Below are 18,857 nucleotides of genomic sequence, written 5' to 3' on the forward strand. Positions count from 1 at the left end.
CCCCGCGGAGCGGGTTCCTGAGCGCTGCGCGCTCAGGACTGAACGGGCTCGCTGCGCTCGCCCGAGGGAGCCACCTCGCTGCGCTCGGTGGGGGCTGCTTCGCAGCCCGGGGCCGGCCTTCGGCCGGTAGCTCTCCGCTTCGCTTCGAGCTGGAGTCCTGCGCTTCGCTCCGGACTACTCCGGTTCCGCTGCGCTTCACCGAAGAGGCCCGCTGCGCGGGCCGGAACTCCCTCGCTCTGCTCGGGAAGTGACCCCGTTTCACGGGGTGCGGGCCTGCGGCCCTTTGGGGTGTCCGCTTCGCTCCCACCCCGGCCCTTCCGGCTCCGCCTCCCGGGCCAAGGGCCCGCTCCGCGGGCCCAGCGCCAGCAGCAGAGGGGGCCTGCGTCGTGGATGGCCTCGACTGGGAACTGTCTGACTCAGGGAGCGAAGTACCAGCAGTACAGGGGCTGGCCCAGTGCTCCTGCTGTACGAGCCAGATCGGCTACCTCTGTGAGGATCTCAACCGCCATCTCTGCCGGGGCCCCGTCCTTCGCCTCAGTAAGCTCAACCCACTGGGCTGCAACCTCAACAAGCCGGCCTCTGCTTGCCGCCGCCAGCGCCGAACACAATCGCCCAGGGACCTCGAACACCATGAAGCCGTCATTCTTCATCGGCACCACAGCGCGCAGGTCCGATGCCATACCCCCGACGAGGAGAACCTCCCAGTCCTCCACCGCATCATCGGGAAAGAAATCCGCACACCCGAACGCCGGAAACCCATGACCACGACGCCTCGGCCCCACGACAGCGGCCGCCCCGTCGTCCGGAACCACAAAGAACTCAACAACACGCAGCATGACCCGATCATGCCAGCCTCCAGAGTCTGATTCATTCTGACGTCCGGATCGACTCTGGAGAACAAACCCTCACCCGGACCTCAGGCATACCGTCGCTGTCGCGGATAGGTGAAACTGTCCGGCTGGAACGTCATAGCTTGTCACCGTCAAAGCCGCAACGGCCTGTCACCAGCCCCGCCACGTCGAGCCCGTCACCAGCGCGAACAACACTCCATGGCCACGGGCAACAGGCGACTCCCCCAGTGACAACGAACTGCAGATTCGTGGCCTCAGCGCAGGTGGCGAAGCTCGCGCAAGCCGTAGTCCGGCGGCAGCCACCCCCTCTTCCGCCTCTCGATGGTCTTACGCGTGTACGGAGGCGGGTGCGGACAGCCCTGCATCAGATCGGGTTCGTCCCTGACCCATGCGAGCCCGTAATGAGCAGTACATACGGGCCAGATGATCTTCACCGGCTCCTTCGGGCTCGGTACTGCCGCTCGCCGGCTCCGGCGCAGCTTGGGGCGCGGCGGTTGGGGTGGGCGGAGCTTGCAGTCCTCGGCGAAGGTCGTCAGGGACGGCAGCTCCTCGCTTCCCAGCGGGTCGCTGAAGAGTGGGCCGCTGGTATTGGACCCGATCTTCCAGAGGAAAGCGGCCGCCCTCAGCAGCGGGCAGGCCCAGTCGGGAACGCGGTGCGTCATGCAGCCCCGGCGCAGCCCGTTGTCATGCAGGGTGACGGTCGTACCGTCCGGGGCCAGGTCTCGAACCTGCACGGTGGCGAGCTGGGTGGTGGAGGCCGCGGTGAACGCGGCCGTGGCGAGCTGAGCCGCCAGGTACGGGTGCGCCGTGGCGTGGTGAAGGCGCCACGCCACCTCCGCCTCGGTGACCGGCGGCATCACGGGTGGGAAGAAGTCCCGGTCCGCCGCCATGGGCGCGGCGCAGCGGCACGGGCCGGTTGAGTCGTCGAGGGCCCTGAGGGTGGTCAGGGCGGGCAGGCTGATCCAGCGGTTCGCCAACGGCCGCGCTGCTTGGGAGGCCTGGCGCTCAAGGGTGGCCGGTTCGGCCTCGGGCAGCAGGGCGGAGGCCTCGGCAACGCTGTGGTCCACCTGCCGCAGTTCACGTTCCAGGAATGCCCGCATGGACCGGTGGTGGCAGACCAGAACCAGGCGGACACCGGTACGCCGGCGCAGGGTGAGGAGAGCTCTGAACCGGTGCGGAGTAAGCAGGTGGGCGCGTAGCAGGGTCAGGTGCGTGATGGGGGTGGCCAGGATCCAGGCGGCCGCGATCGACCAGGCCGGGGCCGGGTCTAGGTGGCGGTAGCCAGCCACGGGGACCGGCTTGCCCAGGGCGGCGAGGACGTCGTAGGCCAGCGCGATCGCGGCATCGGTGCCCGGGGTCGGATGAACGGTGAGTCGACCGTGCTGCGGAGCGTGGGAGGCCAGCGCCGCTCGGGTGTGGACTACATCGTCGTACGGGTCCACAACCACTGTGACCGGCGGTGGACTCGGGCAGTCCAACACCTCAGGGCTCCAGTGGGCGCTGGCGCAGTTTGCTGTAGGACCAGCGCAGCAGGTCCTCATCCAGGATCCGTCCGGACTCCTTCATCCCGGCGGTCAGGTGATGGGTGATCTTCGCCCAGGCCCGGAAGTTGCCGTGCGCGGCCTCGTCATCGCACATCGCGATCAAGTCCGGATCCGCGTCCGCCCACACGGGATGGAACGCCGGGATGACGGTGAGGACCTCCTCCAGCGGCATCGGCTCGATCTCCTGCCACGCATACACCCGGGACTCCAGCATCGGCTCACTCTGCAGCATCTCGAAACAGCCGTCGCCGCCCGTGAACACGATCGTCAGGTCCGAGCCGATGTCATCCCACAAATAGCGCAGGTACTCGAAACACATCTTCGACAGCCACTGCGCCTCGTCACAGACCAGGACATGCGTCGCCTCCAGAGCGCCGCGCAGCATCCGGTCGAACTCGATCGGCTGCCCCGGCGGACGCCCCTGCAACCCGAGAGCGTGGAACAGCTCGTGGCGCAGGTCTCGGGTCGAGGGCCGCGAGCGGAACTGGATCCGGCGCGTCAGCCTCGGCGCCAGCTCACGCAGCGAGGTGTTCACCGCCAACGACTTCCCCCGGCCCGCCTGCCCGTAAATACAGATCATGGCCCTGGCCTCGATCGCGGCACGGATGTTCTCCCGCACCATCAGTAGCGCGCGCGTGGAGACCACCTGGGCGCCCGGCAGGCGCATGAAGTGGTCCTCCCGCTCACGCGGCAGCCGACCCTGCCGCTCAGCAGTCACCATCACTCAACGCTCCCCGCTGTCGCTGTCCTTGCGTACGTCAGCCGCTCCAGGCGGCCCGCCATCGGCTGCCTCCGCCTGCCCGGCATCTGTTTGCGAGTCGGCCCCGCGGCGGGGACGGACAACCGGCCGGGCCCAGGAAGCTGGAGGTTCGCGGGGCGGGATCAAGTCCGGGAGCGCCCGGGCCGCCAGATCCACGCTCCGAGCCCGGGCGATCTCCGCCTCGGCCTGCGAGGAAGTGACCGTGCGCCGCGGACGCGGCACAGCAGCCGTCGTCGTCGCCGTGTAGCGGGTCTTGCGCAGCTTCTCCGCCGCCTTCAGATCCGCTTTCAACTGACGAGCCTTCTTCTCCCTGACGGAACTCAGCGCACGGCGCTGCTCCACCGTCGCCGCCTCCGCGAGATAGGCGCTGCCCAGGTGCCGGCCCCACTCCTCGGTGGAGAACACCTCGATCCGCCCGTCGTAGTGCGGCAGATACCGCAGCCGCACCCGCCGGAACGACACGATGCCCAGCCGGGCATCTGCCTCGTACAGGTCGGCGATCCGGCGGATCACATCGGCCTCGGTCAACAGGCCGTCGTCGTCCAGGTCCACCAGGACATCGACGTCCCCGAAGTCCCGCAGGCGGCGCCAGGCGACATTCCGGCCGCCGGACACCCCCAGGTTCTCCTCCAGCTCCACCACGGTCACGCCTTCGGGCAGACCCGGCAGGGCCGTGCCGTTCCCGACGACCACGACCCGGACCGCGGGTTCGTCCTGCTTGGCCACCGAGGCCAGCAGGGCCAGCAGTTCGGGCATCCGGTCGCCCATGGTCAGCACGGCGACACCCACACGCGGCCGGATCACGACCACCACCACTTCCTTCCGGGGCCAGGTGAACGGCGAGCGTACCCCCGCCGAACCCGAGCCCCGGACCGTACGAGAGGCCATCGCAATGGATCGGATCAACCTCGGCGACTACGTCACTGCCCCCACCGAGGGAGCCATCGCCACGACCGTCTACGGCGGCCTGGAGAAGTTCGAGCTGGCCGAGTTCCTGGCCCAGTGGAAGGGCCTCCAGCGCGAAGCCCTGGTCACCCTGGGGGAGGACCAGCGCATCCACCCCTCCGCGTTCATCCACCCCACGGCGATCATCGGGGACGACGTGATCATCGGCCCGGACGTCAAGGTCCACGAATTCACCACCGTGAGAAAGGGCAGCGTCCTGTGTGCCGGCGCACAGGTCGGCTTCAACTGCGAAGTCACCGGCACATTCGTCGGGGAAGGTGCCGTCCTCGGACACCGGATCGGCGTCAACCGGACGATCCTCGGGGCCCGAGCCCACCTGTCCGCCAGCGTCACCGTCGCCGCGATCAACATGACCGCCGACATGCGCAAGCCCGACCGAGAAGTGATCATCCGCACCATAACCGGCCTCTACCGGTGCGGCACGACCCAGTTCGGGGCCGTCATAGGCGACGACACCCAGACCGGCAACAACATCAGCATCGGGCCCGGCGTCACCATCGGCCGCCGATGCCAGATCACCAGCGGTGTCACCATCGCCATCCGGACCGTGCCGAAGGACTGCACCGTCACCGCCCCACACACCTCGGAAACGAACGTTCGCCGACGTCGCGCCTTCCGCATGTGATCCCTCTGTTCGGTGTGTGGCAGCGGGTCGACCGCTGCCACGCGTAGCTTCATGGGAAGGCTCCGAACCGCCTGACGGCCCCGGATATTCATGCTAGTGCCGTATCAGGCAACGTTCGCCCCGGCGAGGCGCGAGTGATGATCTTTGTGATAGTTTCGGCGTCGCCGTGCACCACTGCACATTCGAGGAGGTGAGACCGATCAACACTGTGACAGGTCGGGGCTCCCTCCTTTGCATGGTCTAGGGAGCGCCCGCACAAGGCATCCCGAAAGGCTTGAAACGCTAATGCGCTTCACCTCCCAGACGTCGTCGGACGGCGTCACCGAACAGTTCTTCACCCTTGACGAGATCCCCGGCGTGCTGTGGACGCCGGAAGGCGCCTGCGGTACTCGTCCCCTGATTCTGCTGGGCCACGGCGGCGGGCTGCACAAGACGGCCCCCGGCGCCGTGTCCCGCGCGCGCCGCTACGCCGCCGAGGGTTTCGCGGTCGTCGCGATCGACGCGCCCAACCACGGTGGTCGGCCCAAGGACGAGGAGTTCGGTCGGATCGCGGCCGAGATGCGGGCCGGCATGGCCGCCGGTGAGAATCCGGGCGCGCTGGTCGCCAGCATGCACAGCTATCTGGCCCCTCAGGCTGTCGCGGACTGGCAGGCGGTCCTGACTGCGGTCCAGCGCCTCGACCGGGTCGGCGTCGGCCCGGTGGGTTATTGCGGGATGTCGATGGGGTGCGGGCTCGGCATTGCGCTCATCGCCGCAGAGCCCCGGATACGCGCTGCGGTGCTGGGCCTGCTCGGTGTGCACGGGCTGGCCGAGGACGCCGCGCGGATCACCGTGCCGGTGCAGTTCTTGGTCCAGTGGGACGACCAGATGGTTTCGCGGGTCCAGAGCCTGGCGTTGTTCGACGCCTTGGCCTCGGCTGAGAAGACGATGCATGCCAACCCCGGCAAGCACGGGGATGTGCCGTCGTTCGAAGTGGACAGCTCGCTGCGGTTCTTCGCCCGGCATCTGAACTGACACGAGATCGCAGTGCTCGGCGAGCTGGCCGGAACTCATTTCCGGCCAGCTCGTTCGGTCCAGACTGTTCGGCATGGCCGAGCGGGTGCAGGTGCGCGAGATCGATGACGAGGAAAGTGCCCGGCTGTTGCGGATCGTGCGGCGCGGCACCGGGTCGGTGGTGGCCTGGAGGCGTGCGCAGATGATACTGCTGTCCGCGCAGGGCATGCCCGTGGCGAAGATCGCCGAGGTGACGTTCACCAGGGCGGACCGGGTCCGGGACGTGATCCACAACTTCAACGCCGATGGCTTCGACTTGCTCTACCCGAAGTACAAGGGTGGCAGGCCGAAGACCTTCACCCTCCTGGAACGTCGGGAGATCAAGAAGATCGCCAAGTCGAAGCCAGCCGAACACGGCCTGCCGTTCTCGACCTGGAGCCTGACCAAGCTGGCCGACTTCCTGGTCGCCGAGGGGGTGGTCGACGACATCAGCCACGAGGGCCTGCGCATCCTCCTCCGCGAGGAAGGCGTCTCGTTTCAACGCATAAAGACCTGGAAGACCCCTCGCGACCCCGACTACGCGGCCAAGAAAGCCCGAGTCGAGCACCTCTACGCGATCGCCGACGGCGAGGTCATACCCGAGGATGGCGAGCCCGAAGTCGTCTTATGTCTCGACGAGTTCGGGCCGCTCAATCTCCAGCCCCACCCCGGCCGGCAGTGGGCCGAGCGCGGCGGACGGCACAAGGATCCGGACAGGGAACCCAGACCCCGCCGACGGGCGACCTACACCCGCACGCACGGGGTCCGGCACCTGTTTGCCGCCTACGACCTCGCCAAGGACCGGCTCTACGGGCACATCAAGAAGACCAAAAACCGCTCCAAGTTCCTTGAATTCTGCCGCTACTTGCGCTCGCTGCAGCCGATGGACGTGCGCATCGCGATCGTCTGCGACAACTACTCACCGCACCTGACGACGAAACGCTGCCAGCGGCTCGCAACCTGGGCGGCGGTGAACAACGTGGAGATCGCCTACACCCCGACCAACAGCTCCTGGCTCAACCGGATCGAGGCCCAGTTCACCGCCCTGCGGTACTTCGCTCTCGACGGCACCGACCACGCCAGCCACAAAGAGCAGGGAAGCATGATCCGCCGCTACATCATCTGGCGGAACAAGCACGCCCAGGACGAGCGCCTCCGTGCTGTCGTCGACAGGGCGAACGTTGGCTGACACGGCACTAGAGACTCAAACCCCTCGAAAACGGGGATATGGATCAGGCACTCACCGAACACGCCACCACCATCCACATCCGCCTACCCAACTGACACCCCTCACCGACCCGAGCATGCCGGTGAGGGGTGTTGTCACAGGTGGGGGCTATGTTGCAGCTCGTTACACACGCGAGTGGGGAGCAGCGATGGTGGTCGAGGTGGGGTACGCGCGGGCGTGGGATCCGGAGGCTCGCGTCCCCTGGAGGCCGATAACTGTGGACGAGGCCCGTGAGCGGGATGCCGCTGGGCTTCCGTACGTGGTCGTGTATTGGCCGGCGGGCCGGGGGGTTCCGCTGGAGGTTCGGCTCGTCTCCTGGCGGGATCACTACGTCGGCCTGTGGGCGTACGACGCTCAGGGCCGCGGTACCTGCGAGCTCGACATGCGGCTGCTGGACGACCCGACGCGGCTGTGGCCCCGGCGCACCGTCCGCTGGCAATACACCGGCCCAGAAATGACGGAATTCGACGAGGCGTGCCCGCGCATCACCGTGGAGCTCTTCCCGGGCGGGAAGGGCCGGCGAACAGAGCAGCCCCAGGGCGAGCGCGGGCGCATATACGTCGCCGTGCCCAGGAGCCGCGATGACGAGCGCTGGGTGGACCGGCCGGTCTTCGGGGAGTGGCCACTGCTCTCGGCCCAGGTTCACGGACTCACGGAGCCGCCGGTCTTCGAGATCACCGAGCCAGCCGCGGCGGCCGGCGAAGGCGGTGAGCTCGCGCCCACCACGTGCTGGCGCCCACCCCGCCCCGTCCAGCCCGGACCAATCGGTGAGCTGTTCCGGCCCGGGGTACGCGTGACCGACGGATACCACCCCGAGATGACGATCGTGGAGCCACGCCGCATCGGCACCCTGCGCGTACCCAGCGGGCTGCTCGCAATCTCCGGCCCGGACATCGACCACGAAGACGGCCCGCACATCACAGTCCCCGTCCCGCCCGGGGAGTACGCACTGGAGGAGGCTCAGGCCCGACACAGCTACCACTGCATGTGGGAAGGGAGCGAAGTCACCCGCACGGACACCATGGCTGTCCGCGTACTCGTCAGCGAAGCCCCCGCCACGAGCTGGGAGATGGCGCTCAGGCCCGACGACGACCTCCGGCTCTTCGTCGAGGATCAGATCTCCGGTTTCGACACCGACGGAGCCACCGGCTGCTTCGCCGATGCCGGAGCCTGGGGACCCCTCCTCGCGCTCTTCGAGAGAGGACTGATCCAGGGAGACCCGGACCTGGGCCCGGACGTCTACGAGGACATCAGCGACTCCATGTACCTCCTGCGTACCCGGGACCAGGCCACCGGCGGCGAGCTGGCGGCCTTCGCGACCACAGGCGACGGCACCTATCCCGTCTGGGTCGGCCGTTCCCAGGCCGGCGAAGTCGTCGCGGTCGTCGTGCTCGTGGAGGGGGTGCCCGAGCTGCTCCCAGAAGAAGACGGAACCACCACCGGGGCCTGACATGTCCGAGATAACCGCAGCTGGGCAGCCCGCCCACGAAAGTCGCTGGCCCTCAGTGCCTGGACTCGGCTGTGACGGTGAGAGCTGACAGGTCTCTACGGCACGCGCGGGAACGTTGACTGACGACACCGGCCCGCGCCAACCCGATCTGCACCAAAACGACCAGCACATACACCAGACATGACAGCACCACATCGGCACCCCACGTCAGTACTTAACACCCCGCCTACCAGCGGAAACGACACCCAGACCACTGACAAAAACCTGCCGAAACCCACTGCCAAAACCATGCAGATCATCACCATGTGACCTGCAAGTTCACCACTGACAGGCCATGACGCAGTGCGGTGACAACACATGACGAACCGCCAACCCGAACGTCAACACCACTGACACACCGCAGCCCTGTTTGTCATCAGCCGCGCACTGACCTCCCCCACAGCCAGAACCCTGCTGCCGAGGCAGGAAACTGGGGTGATGATCGAACGTCGCACACTGGGTACCGGCCCCCACCCCGCAACTCCCCTTGCACCGCCCACGGCTGCCCGCCGGGCCCGCCTCGCCGCCGAGCCGGCCGAGGACTCCGGCACAGCGCCCGAGGAGCCCGTAGTAGTACCTCGCTCCTCCGGCCGGCGTTCCCTGGGGCCCGGGGCGGGCGCGGCCGGTCTCTGACCGGGACCTGCTGCTTGGGCGGCCCGGTAGTACTGCCCCCGGGGGAAACCGGGCACCGGGCCTCACCCACGCACGCCATACCGGCACAGGCCCCACCCGACCCCAGCTCTCCCTGGCCTTGCCGAGGACGCGTCAAGGGCACAGCAACGGGTCTCACTGCCCCCGGCTGCGCCCGCACAGGCCCATCGGCATGCCCCGCGGCGTCCGGGCTCAGCTCGACAGCACGGCGACGGCGATGACTACCGCGAGCATCAGCACCACCCAGCCGCAGGTGGCCAGAGTGTCACGCCGGGCACCCCTTATCCCCTCCTTGGTGTCGACCCGCCAGGACGGGTCCAGGACCACCTCACCGGATTCGAGCTCCGCCACCACCCGCTGAACCTCGGCGTAGGAGTACACGGTGACGGTGCTCTCACCCAAGGTTCCGTAACTCTTCTGCTCCTTGGTCCCCACCCCGTGGGTGGAGGCCACCTCGGGCACGAACCTACGTCTGACCATCCAGAGAGCGGCCGCCCTGTCGGCCGTCACCCAGTTGAGGCCCGGGGGCAACGCTTCTGGTGTGGTCATGCCCGCCATGGTGCCGCTGAGGGCGACATGGGACATCCGCAGATTTACGTAAACGACTACGCACCTACCGCATAAAAGCCGCATGGCGCATGACGTTTGAGGGCGGTGATCGCGAGCACAGGAGTGTCACGACCAATCCGGTACTACACGAGGAGGTCCCCATGTCGGGCACCGAGAAGACCAAGGCCCACGCCGAGCAGGCCAAGGGCAAGGCCAAGGAAGCCATGGGCCGCATGACCGGCAACCAGCGGATGACCGCCGACGGCCACGCCGACCAGGTCAAGGGTGGCCTTCCCCAAGGACGGCATGCCGTCCATGATCGCCTACCTGGCCCGGCTGCTGAAGATGCCCACCGTCGGCGCGTTCTGGGAAGAGCTCGCCGACCAGGCGCGCGACCAGAACTGGTCCCACGAGGAGTACCTGGCCGCCCTGCTGCAGCGCCAGGTCGCCGATCGTGAGTCCAAGGGAACCACGATGCGGATCCGCACCGCGCACTTCCCGCAGGTCAAAACCCTGGAGGACTTCAACCTGGACCACCTGCCCTCGCTGCGGCGCGACGTCCTGGCACACTTGGCGACCGGCACCTTCGTCGCCAAGGCCGAGAACCTGATCCTCCTTGGGCCACCCGGGCTCGGCAAGACCCACCTGGCCATCGGCCTGGGCGTCAAGGCTACCCAGGCCGGCCACTCGGTCCTGTTCGACACCGCCAGCAACTGGATCTCCCGCCTGGCCGATGCCCATCACTCCGGGCGCCTGGAAGGCGAGCTGAAGAAGATCCGCCGCTACAAGTTGATCATTATCGACGAGGTGGGCTACATCCCGTTCGACCAGGACGCGGCGAACCTGTTCTTCCAGCTCATCGCCTCACGCTACGAACAGGGCTCGGTCATGGTGACCTCGAACCTGCCCTTCGGTCGGTGGGGAGAGACCTTCTCCGACGACGTCGTCGCCGCCGCGATGATCGACCGACTCGTTCACCACGCCGAAGTCCTCACCCTGACCGGCGACTCCTACCGCACCCGCCAGCGACGCGAGCTCCTGGCGAAGGACCGCGCCGGACGGGACTGAACGCTAGTCATCGCTGAACTCCTCAGCGAGGATCTCCACTTCGCTGGGACCGATGATGGTCAACCACTGCAGCGCACAGCGGTTGTTGTGGTGCTGCAGAAGATGGCGGGCCTCGCCTGGCCACGGGCCGGACTGAGGCAGTTCCCGCACGACGACCTCGTCCACGAAGTCCACATCAGGGCCGGATAGGTCGGCCCTCGCATGCACGATGCCCACCAGGCGAAGCCGCGCACTCGCGCTCTCCGAGCTCAGCTCGATGACAGCCTCGCTTGGTTCCAGATCGGTCCGAATGACGATCGACGTCAGCCAGTAGAAGTGGCCGCGCAGCTGTTCAAGACTCACGGCCGAACACTATCCCGAGCGGTTCCCATAGAGCCGTGCTTCAGGAGCGGGGTCAACTTTCCCGGACTCTGCGGGGGTCAGTTTTCACGGAGCGTTGACAGGAGATCAAGGAGCAGGGCCACTCGCTTGGTTACGCCAGCGTCCGCGACTGCATCCGCTCCGTGCTGCGGGGCAGGCCGCAGCCCATCGGTCCCCGGCCGCCGACGGTCCGCACCGTCACCCGATGGATTCTCACCCGCCCAACGCTCTGCAGGAACCAGATCGAATCCAGCTCAAGACTGTCCTGGCCGCGTGCCCCGAACTCGATGTCCTGGCCGCACACGTGCGCTCGTTCGCCCGCATACTCATCCAGCTGGACGGTCACCAGCTGTCAGCATGGATCGAAGCCGCCAGTTCCACCGGCCTCTCACTGCCTTGGAACTCCGGAGTCGTCGAAGGTCATGTCAACCGGATCAAGATGCTGAAACGTCAGATGTTCGGCCGTGCAGGATTCGAACTGCTACGAAAGCGCGTCCTGCTCTTCTCCTGAAAGCTCGCTCAGTGTCTGCGTGAGATGGATGGAAGTCCATGTCAGCCCAGGCTTGTGACGCATGGGACGGGTGCAGCCCGTTCGTGCAGGCAGGCGGCCTATCGAGACCAGCAGCGGCGCCGCCGCCGCGTTCCGGGCCAGGAGCGCCCTGTTCCAGATCGGAGGGTTGACACGCACGCAAGGTAAGGGAGCCTCCCCGGTGCTTCTCGCACCGGGGAGGCCCCCTCGTATGCGGCCCGATCAGACGGCCCGTTCAGGCGGTCCTGATCGCATGGTCGATCTCCGCGCCGGTGCGGGCGACGAGCACCGGGCAGTCGTCCACCATGGCCTCCGGCAGTTGGTGCCGGGCCTCGTCGCGCGTCAGCACGACCGGCCCGCCTGGAACGACGAGGACGGCGTCGAGGCGTCGCAGCAGGTCGGCGAGGAGGTCCATGATCGCGCCGCTGCCGAAGCGGTTGAAGGTGATGCCATCTGGGGGCTGGAGGTAGACGTCCGCCTCCTCGCCTTCTGCCGTCCTCACCCACAGGACGTCCGCCTCGGGGTCCCGCGCCACCGCGAAGGGGTCGAGGACCTCGTGGGCGGCGGCCATGTCCAGCGGAGCCGTCTCGCCCTTGTCGAACCGCATCACGAAGATGTCAAAACTCACGTCTCAACTCCGCTCTGACGTGAGCTTCTACCCATCTCAAACAGACACTCAAGACGCGTCCTCGACGAGCCCAAATCCTCCAGGGAACCCTTCCAGGAAGTCCCGTCGGGTCGGGTCGGGCTCGGCTTCGGCCATCGCCCTGACCAGATCGATCAGCTCCTGCCGCTGATCAGCCGACAGTTGGCTGAACAGGTGGGCGACGCCCTCCAGCACCTTCACGGCGTTGTCCGGATCCATCTCCTCGTCGTCACTGCCCTCGATGAACCACAGGACACCGACCAAAGCCTCGGCCAATGCGCGGGTCAGAGACGGATATACGGGCATCACGGTGGCCTCTCAACAGGTCAACAACAGAGCCAGGCCATACCACCACACCCCACTGACATCACTTTCCGTGAGCCTCCACAGGAAGTGGAGCAGAGCCCGTTTCCACCTACGCAGCCAGGCGGTCGGGGTCAGCGGGGGTACATCACGTACAGCTTGCCGTCGTGGGAGACCGCGGACGCCTCGTCCAGTGTCGTGATGGCTTTCTCTCCGCCGAACTGGTGGGTGTCACTCCAGGGGTAGTCCAGGCTGTGGCGGGTGGCGGCGCCCAGGCTGCCGTCCATGGCGCGCAGGAAGATCCACAGCTGGTCGTCGTGAACGGTGAGGGCCGGGGCGTGTGTGACGGGCCAGCGTGTGAGGGTGCCGCAGTCCTGCCGGCCGTTTCCGTCCCCGGTGCTGGTGTACACGTGGTTGTCCCGGCTGCGGGCGACCCGCCGCAGGTGGTCGCCGTGCCGCGGCGGCGCCATTATCCGCATCCCGGTGTTGTGTTGTGGCGCTAGCCCTGGGGATGCCGAAACTTTCTGTAAACGATCTGTCGCACAAGGTGCACAGTTGGACAGGGTTGGGGGCGCACTTCAGCCCTTTGTGTGGGTTGGGGGCGTGATCACACCGAAAGGGTGTTCTGTAGCTTCTGACTTCCTTCCCAGAGTGAGCGCATCGAGCGGTTGCGTGCGCAGTTGCAGGGCCGGCCCGCGACGGGACCGGCGCGGCGGCTGGCTGCGGCGCCGCGGGATACGAGCCTGCTGTTCGGGGTGCTGCTTCGCGGCGCGGCCCGCCTGGATGCGGGCACGGAGCTGACGGCCCTGGAGGCGGGGCTGCTGGCGCCGCTGGGGCACCTGTTCAGCGAGGAGGAGCTGCGCGAGATGGGGCGGGTCTTCACGGAGGAGAGGTAGGTGCCCCATGCGCCCGACCTGTTCCCCCGGACGGTGGCGGTGCGTCCGCTGGCCGAGGGGTACTCGACCGCAGACTTGCTCAAGGACCTCTCGCAGATGGAGTACGTCTCCGCGCAGCCGAACTTCAACGTGGTCGATCTCGGCACCGGCGAAAGTGCAGAGAGCCTGGCCGGTGAGGAGTTCGGCCGGGCGGGGTGGCAGAAGCCGGCTACGGGCTCACCCTGGTGACGTCCTCCGCGCCGACCGAGCAGCCCTCCGGGGCCCTGCACGCCCGGATCCTGCTGGAGAAGTTCCACTGCGTGGACGCCACCAACGGCGAGCCCGGCGATGACGAGATCTATTGGGCGATGAGCTCCGGTGCCAACGGCGGGGACAAGCGTGCCCACCGCACCGGGGAATACGGATCCCTCAACACCGGCGAGTGGCGCACCTTCCACGCCGGGGACCAGACCCTCTTCGGCGGAGCCGTCAGCAAGGCCGTGGCCCGTCACATCGCCTGCTGGGAAGCCGACGACAGCACCAGCGACTTCTACGACGAGATGCAGCGCAAGCTGCGCATGACCTCGGAGCAGCTGGCGAAGTTCGCCGACGTGATCGGGGATTTCCCGGCGGGCCAGTGGGAGAACATGGCCGACTGGACATGCTCGGCTCATCGAAGAACTCATCGCCTGGGTGCGCAACGACGACGACTTCCTCCAGGAGCACGCCCTCGTCTTCGACCGTGCGGCGCTCGCGTTCCTGGCCGCCCAGCCGAACCAGAGCCGTTCCCTGGACTTCGTCGGAGACGGCGGTGTCATGCGCCTGTACATGAAGTGAGCCGGCCCCACCGTCAAGCACGCCATCCCCGTCTTCTCGGGCGGCAAGAGCGCCTGGACGCCGCCGGTCCAGCCCTGGCCGACAAGCGTGACCCCGTCCGCGCCCGCCCTGGCCGTCCATGACGGCAAGCTGTACTGCGCGGTGCGCGGCCTGGGCAACCAGATCTGCGTCAGCCGCCGTGACGGCGAGAAGTGGACCTCGTTCGGCCAGGTCCCCCAGTTGGTCACCCACTACGCCCCGGCCCTGGCCTCCTTCAACGGCAGGCTGTACGTGGCAACACCGGGTCAGGAGCGACCTGCAGCTGCTGTCCTCCACCAACGGGGCCGACTGGTCCGCTCAGCGCCAACTCCCCGGCACCGCCACCACCGCCCCCGCGCTCGGGGTGCGCGACAACATCCTGCATTGCGCCTACGGCAACGTGTTCGCGATCAAGTATGCCTTTTCCTCCGACGCCGCTTCGTGGTCGAGCGGCCACGAGGTGCCTGCCTTGCCGGGCATGCCAGGCATGCACAGCCTGCACGCGCCGGCCCTGGCCGGCTACCAGGGCAAGCTCTACCTGGCCTACCGCGACCCGTTCTCGGGCCACGTCATCGTCAACACCGACACGGCCAACGGCTGGGGCACGCCGACCCCACTGGAGGGAACCACCCCGGACGCGCCCGCCGTGGCCGTCCGCGGCGCCAACCTGTACTGCGCCGTCCGCGGCCAGGACAGCAACATCTGGTACGCCGGATTCGACGGCACCCAGTGGGGCTCCTTCAAGCCGACCCCCGCCGTGTTGACCCTCACGACACCCGGCATCACGGCGCCCAACACCGACGACCTCTACTTCGCCTATCGAGCCGCCGACTTCTAAGCATCGCCGTCGCGTCGTCGTCGCCAACTGGCGACGACTACGCCGGTTCACCTCGGCCAGCCGGTCTCAGAGTGTCCCGGAAGGATGCGGCACGGTGCTGCAAGGCGCCCACGCAACAACGCGTCGCCAATGTGGTGCCCGGTCAGTACATGTACCCCTCGAGCCGCCGCGGCCCCCAGATGCGAAGGAGACCTCTTCCTCGGCTATCGCGAGGAAAGAGGTGTCCTCCTCGCCAGGGGGCTCGCCACCGGGTCTGGCCTGCAGAAACAAAGCATGTCCGATTTGACAGGTTCCCATCTCCGGTCACACCCTCGGTCCCCCCGCTGAAGGCAACCCTCCAGGCAACGGTCCAGCCTCCTCCCGGTGCAACCCCGGTCCCGGCCTCTACCCGTGCCTCAGCGCGCCGCACACCGGCCCTACCCCGTACCGGGCCAGGATGGGGCCGTAGGTCCGGAGCCTTCGGGTGACGGGAGGAGAACATTGATCAACGTGGACGTCCGGCATTGCGGCAGCTCGATTCTGATCAGCGCCACCGGGGACCTCGACGACGGTTCGGGAGAAGTGCTCCAGCGCGCACCGGACCACGTGACCCGGGACGAGCGCGATCTCCTGGTGGACCTGCACGCTGTTGCGGCCGTGGACGTCGACGGCCTGCTCCCTCGGTGAGGCCGACGTCCTCGGCGTTCTCCAGCCCGGCGTCGGCGGAAGACGCGGATGTCGGACGGGCGGTGCGCGACCCCGATGGCGACGCCGTCGTAGCGCACCCGGCGCCATCCCTGCTCGTCGGGCGGGTAGACGATCAGCTTGGCGGACATGCGCCCAGCCTCTTCCCGTCACTCCCCGGCGGCACCTGGCCGCGAGAGGCTGCGAGGCGAGAGCGCCTGCCTTACGGTCAGGACCCGATTACGGACTCGGTGTCGGAATGGAGCGGGAAGACCTGGTCCAGTCCGACGACGCGCAGGACGCGCAGCGTGTTGGCCGGGACCGCGGCGAGTGCGATGTCGGCTCCGGCCGACTGGGCGCGGTTGCGGGCGGCAATCAGGGCGCTGATGCCACTGGAGTCGCAGAACTCCATGCGGGCCAGCTCCAGGACGAGGCTCTGGCCCTGCTTCAGGGGGAGGGTTTGGAGGAGGTCGCGCAGGGCTGCGGAGGTGTCGTAGTCGAGTTCCCCGATGACTTCTACGACCGGGCCTTTCGGTGTGTCTCGGACGGTGAGATCCAGTGGGCTCATACCGGATCCCCGGGGGCGGGGACGCCGAGCGCGAGGAGGGCGGTGTCGTCGTCGAGGCCGTCGCCGAAGCCGTCCAGCAGGCCGGTCAGTGCCTCCATGACCGCATGCGGGGACCGGCTGGCGTGAGTGGTGGCGAAGGCGCGCAGGGCTTCGTCTCCGTACAGGTCGGTCCGGTTTTCGCCGGTACGTGCTTCGGTGAGGCCGTCGGTGTACAGCAGGAGGGTGTCACCGGGTCCCAGCGTGGTGGTGGCGGGGGCGAAGGGCGCGTTGGGCAGGATGCCCACGAGGAGGCCGCCGGGGGTGGGCAGGAAGTCGGCCGTGCTGTCGGCCCGCAGGACCAGGGCCGACGGGTGGCCGCCCGAGGCGAGGCGGACGGTGACCTGCCCGGTTCCCGGATCGGGTTCGAGGGTGCCGAAGATGGCGGTGCAGTAGCGGGGGTCGCCGCCGCTGTAGCGCTCGTGAAGAACTCTGTTCAAGGTGGCGAGGGCGGAGACGGGGTCGGGGTCGTGCAAGGCGGCGGCCCGCAGGGTGTAGCGGGTGAGCGAGGTTACCGCTGCGGCCTGGGGGCCTTTGCCGCACACGTCGCCCAGGAAGAAGCCGAAGCGCTTTTCGTCGACGGGGAATACGTCGTAGAAGTCGCCGCCGAGCCGGTCGGGCGAGGCAGTGCGGTAGTGCGCGGCGCTCTCCATGCCGGGTATGGCCGGCAGGGTGTCGGGCAGCAGCGATGCCTGGAGTGCGGCGAGGGCGTCTTGGAGGCGGGCCCGGTCGGCTTCGGCCTGCCGGTGTGCTTCCTCGGCGGCTTTGCGGGCCCGTAGGAGTTCTTCTTCGTAGGCGCGGCGGTCGCGGGCGTCGAAGAGGGTGGTGCGGATCAGCAGCGGCTCGCCCATGGCCCCGTGCTTGACCGTGGAGGAAACCAGCACGGGCATCCGGACGCCATCTGCCTTTTTGATCTCCAGAGCGACGCCGCCGATCTCGCCCTGCATCCGCAGCAGCGGCGCGAAGTGCGTCTCGTGGTACAGCTTGCCGCCCACGGTCAGCAGGTCGGTGAACCGCAGCCGGCCCACCACCGTCTCACGTTCCAGGCCAAGCCAGTCCAGCAGCGTCGCGTTGATCTTCGCGATGGTGCCGTCCATCAACGTGGACAGATACCCGCACGGCGCCCACTCGTACAGCTCCTCCGCGCTGTCCTCCAGCAGCGCGGCGAAGGCCGCATCCGAGGTCTTCTCGTCGCCGGCGTCGTGCGGGTCGGACTGCTGACCGGTACGGCACATCACCGCAGGCCAGCCAGGAAACCAGTGATCGCTTCGTTGGTGGCTTCGGGGGCGGACATGTGCGGGCAGTGCCCGGTCGCATCCAGAGTGACCAGTGTCGAGCCGGGGATCGCCTGATGCACGAAGGCGCCGACCTCCCGGGGGGCGATCGCGTCCTGGGTGCAGTCCAGCACCAGCGTCGGCACGCTCACCCTCTTGAGGTCGTCCCTCGAGTCGGACAGGAAGGTGGTGCGGGCGAAGACGCGCGCCATCGCCGGGTCGGTGGCACAGAAGCTGTTCGTCAGCTCCTCACCGAGCTCGGGCCGATCGGCATTCCCCATGATCACCGGCGCCATCGCCGCCGACCACCCCAGATAGTTCGACTCCAGCGAATCGAGCAGCTCGTCGATGTCTTGCGCGCTGAACCCGCCCCGGTAGCCCTCGTCGTCGATGTACCGAGGAGAGGGCGCCACCATCACCAGCGCCCCGATCCGCTCCGGAGCCATCTGGCTTGCCAGCACACCGATCATCGCGGAGACCGAATGCCCCACGAACACCGCACCTCGAAGGTCGAGCACATCGCACACGTCCACCACGTCCTGGGCGTAACCGGCGAGGGATGCGTAGCGGACCTCGGAGAACGCGGAAAGATCCGAGCGGCCCGCGCCCACGTAGTCGAACAGCACCACCCGGTAGTCCTTGAGCAGAGCGGGGACGGTGAGGCGCCACATGTTCTGGTCACAGCCGAACCCGTGCGCAAGGACCACCGTCGGGCCATGGGGATTGCCGGTCACGGTGACATTGTTCCTGCGCTGGATATCCATACCGAGCAGTCTCTCAGGCCCCGCCCCCCACTTCCGCAAGCCCCTGGATCACCCCACACACCCCACACACCCCACCCCGCGCCTTCACACGTCCCTGAGGCCTCCTTGAGAGCGCGGCCCGACCGTTGTCGGCGCCGTCGGCCGCTGGAGTGGGCTCGATCCGCCCGCAGCGGCCGCGCGGAGGTTACGCGGATACCGGCCGGCCCCTGGAGGGGGCGGAGCTCAGACGCCAGGGCCGTGGAGTATCGCCGGCGGGGGCGCTCGGGGTACCCCCGGCGGTGGGTGTGCCTCTCACCCGGTCCAACGACCGCGCAGCGATCCGGTTTCAGCCCAGGCATGTTCCGTGAAGACCAGGATTCCCTCCCCTGCCGCCCATGCGCGGG

Annotated in this window: 22 protein-coding genes and 2 pseudogenes; 12 read left to right on the forward strand and 12 right to left on the reverse strand. The window is 67.8% G+C overall.

Annotated features, from left to right (window positions below):
* Positions 1-416: 416 nt before the first annotated feature.
* From ACZ4TG_RS07600 to ACZ4TG_RS07615, 4 genes are all read right to left on the reverse strand, one after another.
* Positions 417-836: a hypothetical protein gene (locus tag ACZ4TG_RS07600; protein ID WP_468160476.1), complete on the reverse strand. Its 420-nt coding sequence runs from the start codon at positions 834-836 to the stop codon at positions 417-419.
* A 269-nt stretch (positions 837-1,105) separates the two neighbouring features.
* A complete protein-coding gene (locus ACZ4TG_RS07605) occupies positions 1,106-2,293 on the reverse strand; it encodes a hypothetical protein (protein WP_468160478.1) in 1,188 nt (395 codons plus the stop codon).
* A 40-nt stretch (positions 2,294-2,333) separates the two neighbouring features.
* A complete protein-coding gene (locus ACZ4TG_RS07610; protein ID WP_468160480.1) occupies positions 2,334-3,062 on the reverse strand; it encodes an AAA family ATPase in 729 nt (242 codons plus the stop codon).
* A 57-nt stretch (positions 3,063-3,119) separates the two neighbouring features.
* Positions 3,120-3,923 carry a glycosyltransferase family 2 protein gene (locus tag ACZ4TG_RS07615; RefSeq protein WP_468161410.1) on the reverse strand — a complete coding sequence of 268 codons (804 nt, stop codon included), beginning with the start codon at positions 3,921-3,923 and terminating at the stop codon, positions 3,120-3,122.
* Between the two features lie 124 nt (positions 3,924-4,047).
* Here ACZ4TG_RS07615 and ACZ4TG_RS07620 point away from each other — a divergent pair, with 124 nt between their 5' ends.
* The 4 genes from ACZ4TG_RS07620 to ACZ4TG_RS07635 all read left to right on the forward strand — a co-directional run bounded on the left by ACZ4TG_RS07620 (position 4,048) and on the right by ACZ4TG_RS07635 (position 8,456).
* Complete coding sequence (locus tag ACZ4TG_RS07620) at positions 4,048-4,746, forward strand: LbetaH domain-containing protein (protein ID WP_468160482.1); 699 nt, start codon at positions 4,048-4,050, stop codon at positions 4,744-4,746.
* 285 nt (positions 4,747-5,031) lie between these two features.
* Positions 5,032-5,760 (forward strand): dienelactone hydrolase family protein, encoded by a 729-nt coding sequence (locus ACZ4TG_RS07625; protein ID WP_468160484.1) that lies wholly within the window; start codon positions 5,032-5,034, stop codon positions 5,758-5,760.
* A 73-nt stretch (positions 5,761-5,833) separates the two neighbouring features.
* On the forward strand, positions 5,834-6,967 hold the full coding sequence (locus tag ACZ4TG_RS07630; protein WP_468160486.1) for an IS630 family transposase: 1,134 nt from the start codon (positions 5,834-5,836) through the stop codon (positions 6,965-6,967).
* A 298-nt stretch (positions 6,968-7,265) separates the two neighbouring features.
* Complete coding sequence (locus ACZ4TG_RS07635; RefSeq protein ID WP_468160488.1) at positions 7,266-8,456, forward strand: DUF4241 domain-containing protein; 1,191 nt, start codon at positions 7,266-7,268, stop codon at positions 8,454-8,456.
* Between the two features lie 882 nt (positions 8,457-9,338).
* Here the strand turns inward: ACZ4TG_RS07635 and ACZ4TG_RS07640 are convergent.
* Positions 9,339-9,695 carry a hypothetical protein gene (locus ACZ4TG_RS07640; RefSeq protein ID WP_468160490.1) on the reverse strand — a complete coding sequence of 119 codons (357 nt, stop codon included), beginning with the start codon at positions 9,693-9,695 and terminating at the stop codon, positions 9,339-9,341.
* A gap of 161 nt (positions 9,696-9,856) precedes the next feature.
* Here ACZ4TG_RS07640 and ACZ4TG_RS07645 point away from each other — a divergent pair.
* Positions 9,857-10,015 (forward strand): annotated as a pseudogene (locus ACZ4TG_RS07645) (CsbD family protein); the annotation flags it as partial.
* Positions 10,002-10,763 (forward strand): IS21-like element helper ATPase IstB, encoded by a 762-nt coding sequence (gene istB, locus ACZ4TG_RS07650; protein ID WP_468160492.1) that lies wholly within the window; start codon positions 10,002-10,004, stop codon positions 10,761-10,763. The pseudogene ACZ4TG_RS07645 and the gene istB, both read left to right, overlap by 14 nt.
* Before the next feature lie 3 nt (positions 10,764-10,766).
* Here the strand turns inward: istB and ACZ4TG_RS07655 are convergent, their stop codons facing one another.
* A complete protein-coding gene (locus ACZ4TG_RS07655; RefSeq protein WP_468160494.1) occupies positions 10,767-11,105 on the reverse strand; it encodes a hypothetical protein in 339 nt (112 codons plus the stop codon).
* A 322-nt stretch (positions 11,106-11,427) separates the two neighbouring features.
* Here ACZ4TG_RS07655 and ACZ4TG_RS07660 point away from each other — a divergent pair.
* A pseudogene (locus tag ACZ4TG_RS07660) lies at positions 11,428-11,634 on the forward strand (ISL3 family transposase); the annotation flags it as partial.
* 253 nt (positions 11,635-11,887) lie between these two features.
* Here the strand turns inward: ACZ4TG_RS07660 and ACZ4TG_RS07665 are convergent.
* From ACZ4TG_RS07665 to ACZ4TG_RS07675, 3 genes are all read right to left on the reverse strand, one after another.
* Positions 11,888-12,280 (reverse strand): hypothetical protein, encoded by a 393-nt coding sequence (locus ACZ4TG_RS07665; protein ID WP_468160496.1) that lies wholly within the window; start codon positions 12,278-12,280, stop codon positions 11,888-11,890.
* Positions 12,281-12,328: 48 nt separating this feature from the next.
* Positions 12,329-12,604: a hypothetical protein gene (locus ACZ4TG_RS07670; RefSeq protein ID WP_468161412.1), complete on the reverse strand. Its 276-nt coding sequence runs from the start codon at positions 12,602-12,604 to the stop codon at positions 12,329-12,331.
* 131 nt (positions 12,605-12,735) lie between these two features.
* Entirely contained in the window at positions 12,736-13,080 is a 345-nt protein-coding gene (locus ACZ4TG_RS07675) for a hypothetical protein (RefSeq protein WP_468160499.1), read from the reverse strand.
* A gap of 189 nt (positions 13,081-13,269) precedes the next feature.
* On the opposite strand from ACZ4TG_RS07675, the gene ACZ4TG_RS07680 reads away from it, so the two are divergent.
* From ACZ4TG_RS07680 to ACZ4TG_RS07700, 5 genes are all read left to right on the forward strand, one after another.
* Complete coding sequence (locus ACZ4TG_RS07680; protein ID WP_468160501.1) at positions 13,270-13,497, forward strand: hypothetical protein; 228 nt, start codon at positions 13,270-13,272, stop codon at positions 13,495-13,497.
* A complete protein-coding gene (locus ACZ4TG_RS07685; protein ID WP_468160503.1) occupies positions 13,498-13,725 on the forward strand; it encodes a hypothetical protein in 228 nt (75 codons plus the stop codon). It begins immediately after the preceding gene.
* 444 nt (positions 13,726-14,169) lie between these two features.
* The gene (locus ACZ4TG_RS07690) at positions 14,170-14,313 is read left to right on the forward strand and encodes a hypothetical protein (protein ID WP_468160505.1); all 144 of its coding nucleotides are present in this window, start codon (positions 14,170-14,172) and stop codon (positions 14,311-14,313) included.
* A gap of 496 nt (positions 14,314-14,809) precedes the next feature.
* Entirely contained in the window at positions 14,810-15,169 is a 360-nt protein-coding gene (locus ACZ4TG_RS07695) for a hypothetical protein (protein ID WP_468160507.1), read from the forward strand.
* A 489-nt stretch (positions 15,170-15,658) separates the two neighbouring features.
* Positions 15,659-15,835 (forward strand): hypothetical protein, encoded by a 177-nt coding sequence (locus ACZ4TG_RS07700; RefSeq protein WP_468160509.1) that lies wholly within the window; start codon positions 15,659-15,661, stop codon positions 15,833-15,835.
* A 226-nt stretch (positions 15,836-16,061) separates the two neighbouring features.
* On the opposite strand, the gene ACZ4TG_RS07705 is transcribed toward ACZ4TG_RS07700, so the two are convergent.
* From ACZ4TG_RS07705 to ACZ4TG_RS07715, 3 genes are read right to left on the reverse strand one after another with little or no spacing between them, the layout of a single operon-like run.
* The gene (locus ACZ4TG_RS07705; RefSeq protein ID WP_468160511.1) at positions 16,062-16,400 is read right to left on the reverse strand and encodes an STAS domain-containing protein; all 339 of its coding nucleotides are present in this window, start codon (positions 16,398-16,400) and stop codon (positions 16,062-16,064) included.
* Positions 16,397-17,671: a PP2C family protein-serine/threonine phosphatase gene (locus ACZ4TG_RS07710; RefSeq protein WP_468160513.1), complete on the reverse strand. Its 1,275-nt coding sequence runs from the start codon at positions 17,669-17,671 to the stop codon at positions 16,397-16,399. Before ACZ4TG_RS07710 ends, ACZ4TG_RS07705 begins: the two co-directional genes overlap by 4 nt.
* Positions 17,671-18,474, reverse strand: coding sequence for an alpha/beta fold hydrolase (locus tag ACZ4TG_RS07715; RefSeq protein ID WP_468160515.1), 804 nt, complete (start codon positions 18,472-18,474; stop codon positions 17,671-17,673). Before ACZ4TG_RS07715 ends, ACZ4TG_RS07710 begins: the two co-directional genes overlap by 1 nt.
* Positions 18,475-18,857: the final 383 nt, after the last annotated feature.

The organism is Streptomyces sp. NPDC028314 (genome assembly GCF_055565795.1).

Coding starts and splice junctions, on each gene's coding strand:
- ACZ4TG_RS07620 (WP_468160482.1), top strand. CDS start 4,048: ATGGATCGGATCAACCTCGGCGACTACGTCACTGCCCCCACCGAGGGA.
- ACZ4TG_RS07640 (WP_468160490.1), bottom strand. CDS start 9,695: ATGACCACACCAGAAGCGTTGCCCCCGGGCCTCAACTGGGTGACGGCC.
- ACZ4TG_RS07610 (WP_468160480.1), bottom strand. CDS start 3,062: ATGCGCCTGCCGGGCGCCCAGGTGGTCTCCACGCGCGCGCTACTGATG.
- ACZ4TG_RS07625 (WP_468160484.1), top strand. CDS start 5,032: ATGCGCTTCACCTCCCAGACGTCGTCGGACGGCGTCACCGAACAGTTC.
- ACZ4TG_RS07600 (WP_468160476.1), bottom strand. CDS start 836: ATGCTGCGTGTTGTTGAGTTCTTTGTGGTTCCGGACGACGGGGCGGCC.
- ACZ4TG_RS07710 (WP_468160513.1), bottom strand. CDS start 17,671: ATGTGCCGTACCGGTCAGCAGTCCGACCCGCACGACGCCGGCGACGAG.
- ACZ4TG_RS07705 (WP_468160511.1), bottom strand. CDS start 16,400: ATGAGCCCACTGGATCTCACCGTCCGAGACACACCGAAAGGCCCGGTC.
- ACZ4TG_RS07675 (WP_468160499.1), bottom strand. CDS start 13,080: ATGCGGATAATGGCGCCGCCGCGGCACGGCGACCACCTGCGGCGGGTC.
- ACZ4TG_RS07630 (WP_468160486.1), top strand. CDS start 5,834: ATGGCCGAGCGGGTGCAGGTGCGCGAGATCGATGACGAGGAAAGTGCC.
- ACZ4TG_RS07615 (WP_468161410.1), bottom strand. CDS start 3,923: ATGGGCGACCGGATGCCCGAACTGCTGGCCCTGCTGGCCTCGGTGGCC.
- istB (WP_468160492.1), top strand. CDS start 10,002: ATGCCGTCCATGATCGCCTACCTGGCCCGGCTGCTGAAGATGCCCACC.
- ACZ4TG_RS07695 (WP_468160507.1), top strand. CDS start 14,810: ATGCCAGGCATGCACAGCCTGCACGCGCCGGCCCTGGCCGGCTACCAG.
- ACZ4TG_RS07670 (WP_468161412.1), bottom strand. CDS start 12,604: ATGCCCGTATATCCGTCTCTGACCCGCGCATTGGCCGAGGCTTTGGTC.
- ACZ4TG_RS07715 (WP_468160515.1), bottom strand. CDS start 18,474: ATGGATATCCAGCGCAGGAACAATGTCACCGTGACCGGCAATCCCCAT.